Origin of the sequence: Ruegeria sp. HKCCA0235A, assembly GCF_013033235.1 — a bacterium.
Lineage (GTDB): Bacteria > Pseudomonadota > Alphaproteobacteria > Rhodobacterales > Rhodobacteraceae > Ruegeria.
The window spans coordinates 1-14,699 of sequence record NZ_WQDQ01000024.1 but is presented as its reverse complement, the minus strand read 5'-3'; the positions used below and the strand labels follow the sequence as shown (position 1 = coordinate 14,699).

11 protein-coding genes and 1 pseudogene are annotated in these 14,699 nt (G+C 53.4%); 3 read left to right on the top strand and 9 right to left on the bottom strand.

Going from position 1 to position 14,699, the window contains the following annotated elements; all coding sequences use genetic code 11:
- A pseudogene (locus GOW56_RS21555) lies at positions 1 to 77 on the bottom strand (IS5/IS1182 family transposase); the annotation flags it as partial.
- Between the two features lie 523 nt (positions 78 to 600).
- Between GOW56_RS21555 and GOW56_RS21550 the strand changes: the two are divergent.
- Positions 601 to 2,412 (top strand): BCCT family transporter, encoded by a 1,812-nt coding sequence (locus GOW56_RS21550; RefSeq protein WP_171207150.1) that lies wholly within the window; start codon positions 601 to 603, stop codon positions 2,410 to 2,412.
- Between the two features lie 35 nt (positions 2,413 to 2,447).
- Here the strand turns inward: GOW56_RS21550 and GOW56_RS21545 are convergent, their stop codons facing one another.
- Positions 2,448 to 3,059: a TetR/AcrR family transcriptional regulator gene (locus tag GOW56_RS21545; protein WP_253282663.1), complete on the bottom strand. Its 612-nt coding sequence runs from the start codon at positions 3,057 to 3,059 to the stop codon at positions 2,448 to 2,450.
- Between the two features lie 161 nt (positions 3,060 to 3,220).
- On the opposite strand from GOW56_RS21545, the gene GOW56_RS21540 reads away from it, so the two are divergent.
- Positions 3,221 to 4,615, top strand: a complete 1,395-nt coding sequence (locus tag GOW56_RS21540) for an aminotransferase (protein WP_171207149.1) — start codon at positions 3,221 to 3,223, stop codon at positions 4,613 to 4,615.
- A gap of 36 nt (positions 4,616 to 4,651) precedes the next feature.
- Here GOW56_RS21540 and GOW56_RS21535 read toward each other — a convergent pair whose 3' ends face one another.
- From GOW56_RS21535 to GOW56_RS21505, 7 genes are all read right to left on the bottom strand, one after another.
- Entirely contained in the window at positions 4,652 to 6,220 is a 1,569-nt protein-coding gene (locus GOW56_RS21535; protein ID WP_171207148.1) for a trimethylamine methyltransferase family protein, read from the bottom strand.
- Positions 6,221 to 6,245: 25 nt separating this feature from the next.
- A complete protein-coding gene (locus tag GOW56_RS21530) occupies positions 6,246 to 7,445 on the bottom strand; it encodes an SRPBCC family protein (RefSeq protein WP_170380953.1) in 1,200 nt (399 codons plus the stop codon).
- An 8-nt stretch (positions 7,446 to 7,453) separates the two neighbouring features.
- Positions 7,454 to 9,520 (bottom strand): FAD-dependent oxidoreductase, encoded by a 2,067-nt coding sequence (locus GOW56_RS21525; protein WP_171207147.1) that lies wholly within the window; start codon positions 9,518 to 9,520, stop codon positions 7,454 to 7,456.
- A gap of 94 nt (positions 9,521 to 9,614) precedes the next feature.
- Positions 9,615 to 10,670 (bottom strand): extracellular solute-binding protein, encoded by a 1,056-nt coding sequence (locus tag GOW56_RS21520; RefSeq protein ID WP_171121020.1) that lies wholly within the window; start codon positions 10,668 to 10,670, stop codon positions 9,615 to 9,617.
- A gap of 18 nt (positions 10,671 to 10,688) precedes the next feature.
- Entirely contained in the window at positions 10,689 to 11,789 is a 1,101-nt protein-coding gene (locus GOW56_RS21515) for an ABC transporter ATP-binding protein (RefSeq protein ID WP_171121018.1), read from the bottom strand.
- Between the two features lie 20 nt (positions 11,790 to 11,809).
- Positions 11,810 to 12,604, bottom strand: a complete 795-nt coding sequence (locus tag GOW56_RS21510; protein ID WP_171172755.1) for an ABC transporter permease — start codon at positions 12,602 to 12,604, stop codon at positions 11,810 to 11,812.
- Positions 12,601 to 13,464: an ABC transporter permease gene (locus tag GOW56_RS21505; protein ID WP_171207146.1), complete on the bottom strand. Its 864-nt coding sequence runs from the start codon at positions 13,462 to 13,464 to the stop codon at positions 12,601 to 12,603. Before GOW56_RS21505 ends, GOW56_RS21510 begins: the two co-directional genes overlap by 4 nt.
- 190 nt (positions 13,465 to 13,654) lie before the next feature.
- Here GOW56_RS21505 and GOW56_RS21500 point away from each other — a divergent pair, with 190 nt between their 5' ends.
- Positions 13,655 to 14,296, top strand: coding sequence for a TetR family transcriptional regulator C-terminal domain-containing protein (locus GOW56_RS21500; protein ID WP_171207145.1), 642 nt, complete (start codon positions 13,655 to 13,657; stop codon positions 14,294 to 14,296).
- The last annotated feature ends 403 nt before the right edge of the window (positions 14,297 to 14,699 follow it).

Below are 14,699 nucleotides of genomic sequence, written 5' to 3'. Positions count from 1 at the left end.
GGCTTGCCGTGCGACTTCGGGAAAAATGGGACAAGCTTCGCCATCTGCGCGTCGGTTCGTCAATAAAGATCGCTCATGTCTCCGCTCCGTTCTGGGAGCCGTGAGTCACGCAGCGCAGCGAAAATCAATGCATCCTGACCCTAGGAGTTAACTTAGAACTTGTATGGAAGTCTGTCGCCCAGCAAAAATCAGTAAACGGATAGAATATTTGGCTGAACCCGATCAGGTAACTCATAGTAAGTTTGAACTGACGAGTTATTTCCCGGTATCAATCCGTCGCTGTCTATAGGCCATTCGAAACTAGCCACCACTTTGGCGGGTATGTTGGCGGGTAGCTGGTAAAAACCGCCATTTTTTCCAATGAATTCAAAGTGTCGTGCGACACATAGTTTTGCCATTGAACAATGGCTAAGCCTTTGATTTTGAGTCATTCAAAATTTCATAACCGCAAAGGTTTTGCCATTTGCGACTCAAAGTTCTTCCTCTCAGCTATCGCTTCCGCAGCTGCAGTCCTATTCTGTCTGAAAGTAATCTAGTCTGGAACCCAGCGACTGGCAGTGCGGCGTGCAAAGCAGTCAATTTATGCAAGACCGAGAAAACATGGCGCTTGAAGAACCTTTCACAGACCTCAAAATAAGGACTCAGCGGACTGGCTTTTACAAAGGGTATAGCCTGCCGATTGCTCTAGTCAGCAAACTCTCGGTTTCTCTGCTTGTTCTCTGGGCGCTGGTTTGGCCACTATCAGCGAACGATACACTGCGATCTTGGAAGTCAGGAATGCTGTCCGAGTTCAATACCTTCTACAACCTTTCCGTTGGATTATTTGTACTCTTCCTCTTCCTTGTCGCGCTTATTCCATCAACTGGCCGAATAAGGTTGGGCTTAGAAGATGAGAAACCGGAATTTTCGAACTTCTCATGGTTTTCGATGATATTTGGGGCGGGTCTGGGCGTGGGCCTAATGGTCTATGCAACCGCTGAACCACTTGGCCTTTGGGAAACCAATCCATTGACTATTTCCGGGGAAATCACACCCAAAAGCGAGGACGCAATTCAAGGAGCCTACCGCTATACATTTTTGCACACCGGATTTCACGCCTGGGCAATATACGTCGTCACCGGCCTTAGCCTTGCCTATTACTCGTTTACAAGAGGCATGCCGCTAACAATCCGCACCGCACTGACCCCATTGCTCGGAGAATACTCAAACGGTGTTGCAGGGCATGTGATCGATGTGCTCGGCGTCGTTGCGACAATACTCGGCGTGGCGGTAACGATCGGATATGGCGTTTCTCAATTAGTGGACGGTGCGTTTCTAATTACTGGTGCGAATTGGCTTGTGGAGAAAGACGTAACCAAAATGATTCCGTCGACCGCCGGCCTAATTACGGCGTTGATCGTTGTTATGATTATGTCGACACTCTCAGCCGTCTCTGGCGTGGGGCGTGGTGTCAAGTACTTGTCAAACATTAATCTTCTCTTTTCAATGTTATTGCTGGCGGTATTTATTGTTTATGGCTCATTCGCATTTGCGGCGACGACCTATGCTACAGCGCTGGTTGACTATATCAAAAACTTTGTCCCTCTGAGTTTCCAGGCTTTTCGACCGATTTCCGAAGTCGAGTTTGCCTCCGTATTGCCAGCCGAGGCGGCGCCCTTTGTTGGCGAACTCTTCGCAGGTGCAACTGATCCATGGGGAACAAAAGCAACCTATCTTGAGGGTTTGAGCAACGATTCAGCCGGTCTTTCTGATGCAACCAAGACTGCAGTTTATGACGCGGGCACACGAGGCAGGTTGTTCGGATGGCAGGCCGGATGGACTACATTCTACTGGGCATGGTGGATCGCGTTTTCGCCTTTTGTCGGCCTTTTCTTAGCGCGTATCTCAAGGGGACGAACCGTACGCGAATTCATACTTGGGGCCGTCATTGCCCCTTCCCTCGTGTGCTTCGCGTGGATGGCCATACTTGGTGGGGCCGCCATCGATTTGGAGCTTAACGGGGATGCAAATGGATCTATCCTGACCGCATCAACGACGGCAACACTGTTTGTCACCTTGGGGGAAATGATATCGGGCAACTTGCTCACGGTAGTGAGTGTCATGTGCGTGCTGTTAACCATGACATTCCTTGTTACTTCCGCCGACTCTGGCATCCTTGTGATGAACACGATCATGTCCGGTGGGTCTGAAGACACCAGCCCGCTTCATCGTATCCTGTGGGGCGTTCTTCTGGCCCTTGTCATTGGAACTCTGCTTGTCGCTGGCGGCGGCGGATTAGAGGCTTTGACCAATTCCATGATAATCGGTGCGCTGCCGTTCAGTGTCGTCTTGCTGCTCATGTGCGTCTCTCTGGCCAAAGCAATGATAAACGACCTGCGCCGATTGAACCGCGAAACCCGAACTGGTTTGTGATTAACCGTAGTACACTCTCAATCATTTTGTCGCGGTCACATGTGAAACGACTGTGTCACAAAGTGCTTCGGAAACATTGACTGCAATACATACAGGCAAATCTTCAAAGCCTCCTCGGGATTGAAGATTTCTGAGTGCAAATGGTAGTCGGTCCAGAGTCCTTCCAGCAAAGCAATCAAAGCGTCTGTTGCTAGTTTGGCGTCGATGTCTTCGTACTCACCTTCACTCTCAATTTGCTTCAACAGGTCTTGGATCACCGCTCGGAAACCTTTGTCCCGCGAGTCGATGAAAGGAAAAATGTGTGGATTCGAGAGCGCTTCGGCCCGAAACGAAAACCAGATCGCAACGTCCCGCGCATTAAGGACCAACGGGTCGAAATCAGCTTTTATGATAGAGATCAGCTTGTCCGCAGGGCCAAACTCAGGGTTATCTGCGATTGCCTTCCATTGCCTTGCATAGCGCGCTGATAGCTCCTCTGCCACGGCGAGCAGCAGCTTCTCCTTTGAGCCAAAGTGCAGGTTCACCATTCCCCGCGATAACCCTGACAGCTCCTGAATTCTTGCCGAGGTCGTTCCGCGAATTCCGTACTTATGGATTGCGTCTGCTGCCGCATGGATCAACTGCTTTCGGTTCTGCAGCTTGCTCAAATCTCGTGCATTGGTTGGGATATCAGTCTTGGCAGAAATGTCTTTTTCCTTTGTTGAGGAACGCGCATGTTACTTGTCGCATCTAGAGGAGCAGAAGTTCAAGGATTGACACTGAATGAATGTTTGTTCATTTTGTGATAAGTGTTTCATACAGGTTCCAAATGACACTCTTGAACTCCGATTTTCAGTCTGTACGTGACTGGGACAACAAACACTTCCTGCACCCGTGGGAGGGGATGTCGTACCTAGGCCAAAATGAACGAACTTTTGCCGAAAGCGGTCTTGGTGTCCACGTCGTGACCGAGGACGGAAAGCGCCTGATAGACGGGCCTGCCGGGATGTGGTGTGTTCAACTGGGCTATGGAAACACCGAGATTGCCGATGCGATGGCGCAGCAGGCGAAAGCGATGGCGTATTTTTCGCCCTTCAATAATGCCAACTCGGCTCCAGCCCGGTTGGCACATGAGATTGCCAAGAGAACCCCGGGTGACCTAAACCACGTGTTCTTCACAACGGGTGGATCAACGGCCGTTGATAGCGCCATACGTTTTGTACAATTCCGCAACAACCTGCTGGGCAAACCTGAAAAGAAGATCGTGATCTCACGGCAGAAGGCCTATCACGGATCGACGTACCTGGCGGCCTCGGTTTCCGGAAAAGAGCGCGACAAAGGTTGGTTGGATCAGGCCTCGGACCTTACGCGTTTCCTACCGAATGTGAACCCGTATACGCGTCGCCCCGATCAGACGATCAATGATTTCCTGGACGAAAAAATTGCTGATCTGGAGAACACGATCCTGCAGACTGGAGCAGGCAAGGTCGCTGCTTTCATCGCTGAACCGATCTTGTGCTCTGGTGGCGTCATTGTGCCTCCACGGGGGTATCATCAGCGCTGCCTGGAAATCTGCCGGAAATACGATGTCCTGTATATTTCAGACGAGGTCGTAACCGGTTTTGGGCGGCTTGGACATTGGTTTGCTTCGGAAGACGTCTTTGGAATTCAACCTGATATCATCACCTGCGCCAAAGGCATGACGTCAGGGTATGTACCCATGGGGGCCTGTATTATCTCTGACCGGCTGATTGCAGATGTGAGCGGAGACAACGGGCAGGATGCCACCTTTTCAAATGGTTTCACGTATTCGGGCCACCCAGTGAGCGCGGCGGCAGGTTTGAAAACCATTGAAATTATGGAGCGTGACGGCGTTATGGAACATGTCCGCGCGATCACACCCTTTTTCGAAGAGCGTCTTCAGGCTCTGGCCGACTTGCCGCTGGTCGGCGATGCCCGCGGTATGGGACTGGTTGGTTGCGTTGAGTGCGTTGCGGACGCCGAGGCTAACAATCTATTGGATCTTGATAAGTCCGTTGGTGCGATGATTGATCACCATTGCCAGGAAAACGGGCTGATCTTGCGGCCCATCATCAACATGTGTGTGTTCTCCCCTCCGCTGATCATCACGGAGGGCGAGTTAAACGAGATGTTTGACATCCTTGAAAAAGGAATCCGGCTGACAACCGAAGACCTGACGCACCAAGGCGTATTCAAAACTTAGGCGCAACCGCGAAGCCCGCCCTACGCTCAGCGGCGCTTACCCAGCGCGCATTGCCTCGGGGGGCAATTTGATCGGGAACCAGGACCGAACCTCTTCGTCCACCATGCTGCCAAAGTAGTTCGGATAGTGATTGGACAGAATGTCATCCACAACGGATCGGCTCCGTTCGAACATGTCCTGACGACCGGCTTTCTCCCAGGTATCTGTTAGTTCCCGGTCCATCAGTGTCGGGTAGACATACTCGGTTTCCATGTATTGCAAAGTCTGCGCGTTGCCGAGGAAGTGACCGGGATCAATTGCGCATTCATGAATGACGTCGACCGACAGCGTGTCGTCGCTCACCTCGATCCCACGAAGTGTTCTTGAGATCATACCAGCAGCCTCGTTGTCGATGACCATGGACTCGAAACTACAGCCCATCAGGCTGCCAACCATCCCGCCAAATTCGCAGAGCCGGTTGGCCCCAGCATGGGCTGCCAACGCGAAGGTCAGCGCCTTCTCCAAACCATATTGCGCATCAGGTATCTTGGAATCCGTCATGCCGCACCCGACGCTGGTCGGCAGGTTGTAGAAGTTGCCCATCTGAATTGCCGCCGCGGAGATCAACGCTTGCTCTCCGCTTCCACCAGTGAAGGAACCGGTGCGCAGATCGGTAATAAACGGCCATGCCGCAAAGACGACCGGGGTGCCCGGATTGATCAAGTTTGCAATGGCGACGCATGACAAGGTCTCAGCTACGGCCTGGGCCAGTGTTCCGGCCAACGGCGCAGGTGAAGTCGCCCCAGCTTGTGGCGGAACAGCCAAATCGCAGACAAGTCCCATCTTCGCTGTATCAATCAGGATTTCCAGGTTTTCCCGCCCGAACCTAAGCGGTGAAACAATGGGGCAACCGCCAAAAATGACCGAGGGCTTTTCAAGGAACTTGCCCTCCCCGCCCGAAGCCAGATCGAATAAATGGATCGCGTCCTGAATATGCTCGCGCGTACGGAACGTCAGACAGGATGGCTTTTCGGAACCCGCCAAGATCGCGTAGAGCATGCTCATGTCATGCTCGTAGTCCTGCGGCACATCCGTTGCCAGAACCGTGTCGCCAGTCATGTGAATGTTGTCGAGCCGGTCTACCAGACGGGTGAAATCGTAGATGTCCTTGAGAGTTGATGGCCGGTAACTGCGCGTTTCTGCGTCGAACGTTGTCACAGCAGTGCCGGAGTTTGCGTAATACACCTTGTCCTTGGTGCAGTGCATATCGTCCTTACCGGCCCGAGATCCGCGCGCATGGACATAAAATTCGCTGGCCGCCTTTGCTAAAAGATCTTCCATCAACGCGCGAGGAAAGCACAGCCTACCATACTCGTTCACCGTTGCCCCTTTGGGCAGCACTAGATCAAGAACTTCCTGTGTTGGATCACCGACACCCGTACGCTCCAGAATGCCAAGGGCGGCTTCATGAATACGCGACATGTCCGCGTCTGAAAGAGGCCTGTATCGTCCACCCGAAATGCCCGGCCAGATTGCTTGGGAAGCGACATTGCTGGTCCGCACTGCTGCACGTGCTTCACGCCCACCACCGCGCCGTCGTGATCTGCGCTGCGTTAACTCTGTCATGTTTAGTCTCCGAATTCTGAGCGTGTCAGATCATGCTGAAGTAGTTGCGATAGAAACCGGGAATGCTCCATTCCATCTCGGACAACGGCCCTGGGACGAAATGGTGCGAGTTCACGCCTTCCTGATTGTGCCGTATGATCCGCTCGTCATCGAGCGATGTGACATGCCAGAGCCATGTCAGCGCATCCTTGTCATAGTCGCGGCCCTGTTCTGCGTCGCTGCGCACGTACCAGACGATCTGAATATCTGTTTCTTGCAGGGCACGCGGGACGAACCGATACCCAACCACGTGATCTGCATAGACGAGGAAGTAGTTCAGTGTGCCGATGCCCAGATCAGTTGCTCCGCCATCGAGAGATTTCAGTTCGCCCAAAGGCGGCGCCAGAGGCGCTCCATCCTTGCTGCCGGTCACATAACCGGGGAACAAGGGGTAGCGCCGCCAATAAACATCTGCGCCCGGCGCGTCCGCATTTTCTCCCGTCAGATCAAGCTCCTCAGTGGGAATTCCGGCTTCGTTCATCCGCTCATGAAGCGCACCGCTGAACTCCAGAACCTGAGCAGGGTCTTTCAGAGAATGGCTACGCGAATAATCCTGATGGGATGGCGCGCAGTGATAACATTCCAAGTAGTTTTCCAAAGCCAGTTTCCAGTTTGCCGGAACCGGGTATGACGCCTCATGCGCGACCTTCAGGTTTTCAAAATCGAACGGCTTTGAAAGCGGGGCCAGCCTTTCAAGGGCAGCATCCAGCGGCGGAGCATCTTCTGCGGCGCAGACAAAGATCAGACCCTGAAAAGTCTTCACCTGAACAGGGAACAACCCATACTGGCTTGGGTCAAAGTCCTGTCCCATCGATCGCCCGTTTCGTAGCTTGCCGTTCAGGTCAAATGTCCATGCATGATACGGACATATGAAGTTGCGGGCTTTGCCTTTCTGTTCGATGCAAACCCGCGATCCACGGTGGCGACACACGTTCAGATGCGCGCGCACCTCGCCTTCGCGATCCCGAACGATGATGATGGATTCCGGGCCGTAATCGAACAGGAAGTAGTCGCCCGGTTCGGCGACCTGGCTGACATGGCCGACCCAGATCCAGTTGCGGTTCCAGAACGTGCTGATGTCGTTGTCGTATACTGCCTGAGAGGTATAGAAATGGCGCGGCATGGCGAAACCTTCCCGCTGCGCATCCATCAAGTCGCGCATTACTTGCAAGTCATCTTTTGGCATAGCGCACCTCATGCAGATTCAAGGGAAATGACTTCCCGGCGGAAGAATTCACGGTCGATGTCGTCCGCGTTACGTTCGAAATTCCGGGCAGCCATGTGACCCGAATATACAGCATCCGCGATCAAGCCGGGGTTTGCGGCATCTCCGATTAATTCCAACGTTTTCAGCGGACTTGCTGTCAAACCGCAAAGCTCGTCGTAAAGAGTGGTTTCTCGCATTCGCTGCGTCACCAGTACCACGGAGCTGCATTCAATGGAGTTCTCTCGCCCCGTGTAGACGCACTGCAATGTCGCCTGGCCGGGCGCGACACCGGCCAAGGTCTGGGACAGGTTCAGACGAACGCCTTTTTCCAAAAGACTGCGTTGCACTTTAGTCTGCTCCAACGTCAATTCGGTAAACGGCGAAACTATTGAGGCCGGCGTTACAAAGACAACCTCTCGCCCAACCTGAGCCAAATGATCAGCCAAGACTCCACCGAGATAGGCTTGATCATCATCGTAGACCACAATCGGGCCGTCCTGCGGCATGACTCCGGCCACAATGTCATCCGGAGTGAAAATCTGAGAACCTAAACCGATTGGTGCACCGTGAAATGCAGATTTCCCGCGCCCGTCTCGCCGCCATTTTGCGCCGGTTGCAACAAAGACGTTCGGTATACCCAACTCGATGACCTCACTGGCTGACAAACGGCTGTCGGTGAACAGTTGAACGTTCCCGCGTTGTTGCAGGTCGTAGATTCTGTGATCTGTCACGCGCTTCCAAGCGGATAGCCCGGTCAGGGCAGCTTCCTGCATCACACGGCCGCCGAACTCATGCTTTGCTTCCGCCAGAGTTACCTCGTAGCCCCGCCGCGCCAATTGCATGGCGCATTCAAGTCCGGCTGGTCCGCTGCCGACAACAAGCGCAGCTTCCTCGTTTACCCGACGCTCAATGATCTCAGGATGCCATTTCCTCCGCCACTCTTCACCCATAGTCGGGTTTTGAGTACAGCGTATTGGGACGCCGAGAGAGTCGGATGAAACACAGATATTGCAACCGATACACTCACGTATTTCTTCGATGCGATCTTCCCTAATTTTGTTGGGCAGAAACGGATCGGCGATGGATGGTCGCGCCGCGCCGATAAAATCAAGGATGCCCTTCCTGACCAGTGACGCCATCAAGTCCGGCGACGTAAGACGCCCGACGCCCACAACAGGCTTAGAAGTCACCTGTTTCACGAACTCGATGTATGTGGTCTGAAAGCCGTCGCGGGGCTCGAACCGGGTCGTCGCAGAGTCGTTGCTCCAATCCGCCACATTAACATCCCAAAGGTCTGGAAGCTCGGCCAGCAATTCGACTACTGCACGGCCTTCTTCCTGCGCTTGCATCCCCTCTGACCCGAGCATTTCATCAACCGCAAACCGAAGGGCAATGGCGCAATCATCTCCGACCTCTTCCTTGGTTTCTTCCAGAAGCTCGCGGGTCAGTCGCACCCGGTTCTCCAAAGAACCTCCATATTCATCCGTCCGATCATTGAACTGCGGCAGCAGAAAATGATGAGGCAATGTCATGTGATGCCCCGCATAGACATACACAATGTCGAACCCGGCTTCGCGCGAGCGACGAGCCGCCGCGCGATGCCACTTGCGAAATTCTCGAATGTCAGCCTTGTCCATTGCCCTTGCCTGTTTCGGGTATGGAGTCTGCAAGACAAGTTCTGATGGGGCCAGCAGAGGCGCGCGGGTCAGGTGGTTTTGGGCATGGTGCCCGTTATGCGCCAATTGGATTGCCGCGAGCGAGCCCTTCTCATGAATTGAGTTGGTTATCAGACGCAGTGCGGGAATATCCTGATCGTCCCAAATTCGGTTTTCAGAATAAGGAGACAAATCTGAAGTCGGATGAATCTCGGCCTCCTGAGTGGACACCACCGCCCAACCGCCCTCGGCTTTCATCGCCCGCATGGCAGCTTCGGCCTGAGGTCGCAAATGACCCAAACCATTGCAGTGGGGCACCTGGTAGAACCGGTTTCGAGCCGTTACTGGCCCGATCTTGACCGGTTCGAAGAGAACAGAATATTCGTCAGCGCCTGACATTGCCGCGCTTCCTCCAAGGAAATTGGAAATTGGTTCGTGGGAATGGAAGGATTTCTACGTCCCCACCATTCCCGGCTGTGTTGTAAGAGGGCCCTTAGAAGCCAGCTTTGATGCGCTCGAATTCCTTCAACATCTTGGCCTCCAGCTCGGGGTTAACAGCGTCAAAGAACAGGCTGCCTTCAAAGAAGCTGTCCACATCCGAAAACCCGTAGGTTTCGATCAGCTCCGGGTCTGCCTGTGCAAAAGCGTCTTCATTGGCGTGGGCATAACCCCAGCTTTCAATGATGTATTTACCGCTTGCCGCAGAGCTGAGCGCGTTCAGCATGTCATAGACTTGCTCATCCGACTGCTTGGCAGATTTCAGATGCACATAACCGCAGACCCAAGTTGCGATACCTTTGTCTACATCACGCATCATGACCGCTGGCGTTTCGTTCCAGATCAGGTTCAGTTCCGATTGGTTCCATCCCCAACCCAGCGTGACCTCACCGCTGGCAATTGCCTGATCCAGTTGGCCGGCGTCAGACCAATAAAAGCGCACGTTCGGATGAATCGCGCGCAGGTAGTCCGCCGCTTTTTGGAATTCCTCGTCACTCATATCGGTATAGCTGGAGGCGCCGGTTGCCAATGCCGCCATTGCAAAGGCACTGGAAGCGGCGTCCGGAATGGCGACTTTGCCCTGATATGCAGAATCGGCAAGCAATTGCAGCGAAACGTCATCTGCCGAAATCATATCTGTTCGATAGATAAGACCAGTATTGCCCCATTCGAACGGAACCATGTAGGTCTGCCCATCAATGGTGATGCCATCGACCTCTTTGATCTTGGGCATCAGCTTGTCCCAGTTTTCCAGCTTGCTGGTGTCAATCGGCTTGATCATGTCTGCCGCTACCCACTTTCTCAGGGCATCCGTGCAGGGATGGGCCAAATCAGCTTCAAAACCGGACTGAAGCTTTGTGAACGCTTCTTCCACGCTGCCAAAATAGGTGTAGCTAGGCGCGCCGCCGTATTTTTCGACATAGTCGCCGTAGAAACCCTGATCCTCATATCCGGACCAGTCAAAAACGGTCAGATCAGCGGCGTTCGCCAGAGCTTGGCTGGCGGCAAAGGTGGCAACTACTGCTGCCATAAGTGGTGCTGTTTTACTCATTTGTCTCCTCCCACAGATTCATGATTCACGTTTGCCCAAATCGATCACCGAGGCGCTTTGAACACCAAGCCAGACGGTATCGCCCCGGCTGTGATCGACTGTGTGAAAGTAGTTGGGCACTGCGACGGCGATGCTTTCGGGCAATCCGTCGATGCGCACATAATAATGGACGCTCTCACCATAGAAGGCGACGTCCGATACCACGCCTTGAACATAAGCGTCGTAGCCTTCCGGTTTTTCTGCGCTGATATCCAATTGTTCGGGCCGAACGCCGACCAGCAGTTCTTTGTCATGCATATGAACGTTTGGATTCACCCCAATCGTCATCTGCCCAAACCCCTGAACAGTTACTTCCAGCGTTTCAGAATTTTCAGCCGTTACCTCAGCATCCAGAAAGTTCATTCCACCGATAAAAGAAGCCACTTCCCGATTGCACGGTTGAGAATACAGAACTTCGGGCTTGTCGACCTGCTTGAGCTGCCCAGCAAACATGACACCGATGCGATCGGACATGGTCATCGCCTCGTATTGGTCATGCGTGACCATGACGAAGGTAACTCCAAGCTTTTGCTGCAGACGGCGCATTTCCAGCTGCATGGCTTCGCGCAGGTTTTTGTCCAGCGCGGAAAGAGGCTCATCCAACAGCAGCACTTTCGGCCGCATAACCAACGCACGAGCAAGCGCCACGCGTTGACGCTGACCGCCCGACAATTCATTGGCCTTACGGTCCTGCAAGCCGCCAAGTTCAACCATCTCAAGCGCTTCAGCAACGCGCTCCTTGATTTCCTTGCGCGAGAGCTTTGTCTTGCGCAAACCGAACCCGACATTGTCGCCCACATTCAAGTGCGGAAAGATTGCATAACTTTGAAACACCATATTGGTGGGACGTTTGTTGGCAGGCACCTCGCCCATTACGCGCCCATCAATCCGGATCTCGCCCTCTTCGTGATCCTGAAACCCGGCGATGATGCGGAGGGCCGTGGTCTTGCCGCAGCCCGAAGGCCCAAGCAGCGAAAAAAACTCACCCTCTTTCAAGGTCAGGTTCAGATCGGACACAGCCACAAAGGAGCCAAAGCGTTTTTCAACGCCCTGAATTTCGATGATGTTCTGTTCGCTCATCTTGTTCATTTCCTTTGGCTTCAATCCGATGACTGGGTGGAACGGCGGCGGAAATACTCGGCAATCAACAACAGCAGGACCGAAGACAGCAAAAGCAACGACCCAAGCGCCAGCGTGTTGGGTAATTTTGCCGGGAAGCGGATCTGGCTCCAGATATAGACCGGCAATGTCGGGCTGTTCCCGGACAGGAAAAAGGCCAGGACAAATTCATCAAACGACACGGTGAATGTCACCAGCATGCTGGCGATGATGCCGGGCGCAACAATAGGCAGAGTGACACGCCGAAAGGTTCCCACAACGCTTTCGCCGAGATCGAAGGCAGCCTCTTCCAACGACTGGTCGAAATCGTCAAAGGCCGATTTCATGATCGATACGGAAAAGGGCAAAGCCACGAACACATGCCCAAGAATCACGGTTGTCAGTGAAGGTTTCAACCCGACGCTGATGAACAGTACCAACATCGAACTGGCGACAATGATACCGGGCACGACCAGCGGGAGCATGACCAGACCTTCGGAGAATTCCCTTCCTTTGAAACGGTACCGGACATAGGCGCGCGCGGCGAACAGGCCCAGAGACGTCGCCATCAAGGCAGTCACACTGCCGACGATCAGCGAATTGACCATCGCCTGCAGCAACGTGTCTTGCTGACCTAACTGCGCGTACCACTTCAACGTGAACCCCTTTAGCGGGAAAGCCACGATGGTTCCGTCATTAAATGAAAACAGCGGCAAGAGCAGAACTGGCAGGTACAAAAACACCAGATAGGCGATCGCGTAAACAAGCAACCATGGGATACGAATAGCCTTGGTCATCTGATCCTCCGCCCCAGTGCGGTGACGACCACCACAAACAGGATTGCGACGCAACCGACCGAAAGCATGGCAAGCAGAGACAGGGTTGCACCCAATGGCCAATTATTGGCCGCGCCAAACTGAACCTGGATCAAATTGGCCACCATTTTTCCCTGCGAACCGCCGACCAAGGCTGGCGTGACATAGTCGCCAACCGTGGGGATGAAAATGATCAAACAAGCGGCGATGATCCCTGGCACCGTCAGGGGCAAAGTTACGCGCACAAACCGTTCCAACTTGCTGCACCCTAAATCGGTTGCGGCCTCCAAGAGGCTGCGGTCGATCTTTTGCAGCGACACATAAATCGGCAGGATCGCAAACGGCGCCCAGGCATGTGCAAGTGTAAGGACAACAGCGAATTCATTGTAGAGCAGGAATGTAAGCGGCTCCTGTATCAGCCCCAGCGAAATCAATGCTGAGTTCATCACCCCATTGAAGCCAAGGATCAATTTCCAGCTGAACACCCGCAGCAGGTAGCTGCTCCAAAACGGGATGGTAATCAGCAATAGCCAGAGGGTTTTTTTCTGCGTCCGAAACGCGATGAAGTAGGCAATCGGATAGGCCAGACCGACCGTCGCCAATGTCACTGCCCCCGCAATCGCGACCGACCGGATCATCAGATGTCGAACCAGCGGGTCGGTAAACGCCTCTTGGTAATTCGCCCAGGTCAGTGTGCGGTCAATCTCGACATAGGTCTGGGTCCAAAAGCTGTAGGCGACAAGAATGCAAAGCGGAACAGCCACGAGCAGGCCGACATAGAACGTCGCCGGCGCGCTCAGTGCCAGGCCCTTGCCCGTTTCACTTCGTAGTACTCCGGCCATGCTTCCCTGCTGAGCTTCGTTTTCGGTGGCACGACAATGTCGATCACAAAATGGACAATCGTCCATTTAAATCTGGAATTTTTGGACTAGCTGTGTCAACTGATAATTTCGCAACTGGGGATGGCCAATTTCACACCGGCCATTAGAAGACACCGCAAGAGACTGAAAACAAACAGAGCCGCCTGATCCAATGACTGGAAGACGACGAGAAATACGCGAGCGAAACCGCCTTTCCCTGATCGAGGCAGTACTCGACTCGGTTGCAGAAAAAGGGATTTCCGAGACTTCCGTCAGCGAAATCATTCAACGCGCCGAACTGTCCCGCGGCATGATTCACCTTCATTTTGGCGGCAAAGACAATTTGGTTGACGAAGCCGCCCGCTACTCATCCGAACAATACTACAATGGCATTTACGACTTGTTGGAAACGACCGGGCAAACCGGACAGGAACATATTGAGATGATTGTTCGCGGCGACTTGAGTGAAGCCATTCTCAATAAGAAAAACGTTTCCATTTGGTACGCGTTTCGAGGCGAGGCCCGAAACAGAGCGGCAATCGCTGCGTTTTCAGATACCCGCGATGCTAAGCTTCGTAATCTGGTTTTCAACGCATTCGCTCGAATTGCGAAAGAAGCTGGAACCGAACACCCTAATCAAGTTGCTAGGGATGCTACGCACGGCACACTCGCAATGCTGGAAGGCATGTGGACAGATTACCTACTCCACCCGGATTCATTTGATCGTGACGAAGCAATGAGAATTGTTTTTCGATTTCTGCGCGCAATGTTCCCGAAGCATTTTGACCTAAGCGGCGCTTTGTTGCTTGAGTAGAGCTTGCGTCAGGTTTCCTATCTGGCTGCTGTAGAAGTGGACAATCCCCATCTTTCAGTCAACATGTTGGAAACACAGTACGGACGCAAAAGGTTCAATTGAACCAGCTGCTATCCGAAACCCAAAGTTGACGAATGTGCCATAACGAACCGGGAACATAGCTGAAGCGGTTTTATGTGAAGCGATCTCTGGTTGAGTGCCCGGCCTGCTTTCAGGAGTGCGAGGCCGTCCTATCAATATGTCAAAAGTAACCAATTGTTGTTGCGCGGGAACGCATGCATAGCTCGCTTGAGCAGCCTCATCTGACTGGTCCAAATTGATTGTTGGTGCATTGTCGGCCTGCGATCCATTGGTATGATGGTTTCGGGCGCTGGCGGGCGATAGCCCAGTGCACTGTGGGGCC

What these genes read in the sequence shown, in the direction of transcription:
- GOW56_RS21515 (WP_171121018.1), bottom strand. Translation starts at nt 11,789, where the DNA reads ATGAGCGAACAGAACATCATCGAAATTCAGGGCGTTGAAAAACGCTTT.
- GOW56_RS21510 (WP_171172755.1), bottom strand. Translation starts at nt 12,604, where the DNA reads ATGACCAAGGCTATTCGTATCCCATGGTTGCTTGTTTACGCGATCGCC.
- GOW56_RS21505 (WP_171207146.1), bottom strand. Translation starts at nt 13,464, where the DNA reads ATGGCCGGAGTACTACGAAGTGAAACGGGCAAGGGCCTGGCACTGAGC.
- GOW56_RS21500 (WP_171207145.1), top strand. Translation starts at nt 13,655, where the DNA reads ATGACTGGAAGACGACGAGAAATACGCGAGCGAAACCGCCTTTCCCTG.
- GOW56_RS21520 (WP_171121020.1), bottom strand. Translation starts at nt 10,670, where the DNA reads ATGAGTAAAACAGCACCACTTATGGCAGCAGTAGTTGCCACCTTTGCC.
- GOW56_RS21535 (WP_171207148.1), bottom strand. Translation starts at nt 6,220, where the DNA reads ATGACAGAGTTAACGCAGCGCAGATCACGACGGCGCGGTGGTGGGCGT.
- GOW56_RS21550 (WP_171207150.1), top strand. Translation starts at nt 601, where the DNA reads ATGGCGCTTGAAGAACCTTTCACAGACCTCAAAATAAGGACTCAGCGG.
- GOW56_RS21530 (WP_170380953.1), bottom strand. Translation starts at nt 7,445, where the DNA reads ATGCCAAAAGATGACTTGCAAGTAATGCGCGACTTGATGGATGCGCAG.
- GOW56_RS21525 (WP_171207147.1), bottom strand. Translation starts at nt 9,520, where the DNA reads ATGTCAGGCGCTGACGAATATTCTGTTCTCTTCGAACCGGTCAAGATC.
- GOW56_RS21540 (WP_171207149.1), top strand. Translation starts at nt 3,221, where the DNA reads ATGACACTCTTGAACTCCGATTTTCAGTCTGTACGTGACTGGGACAAC.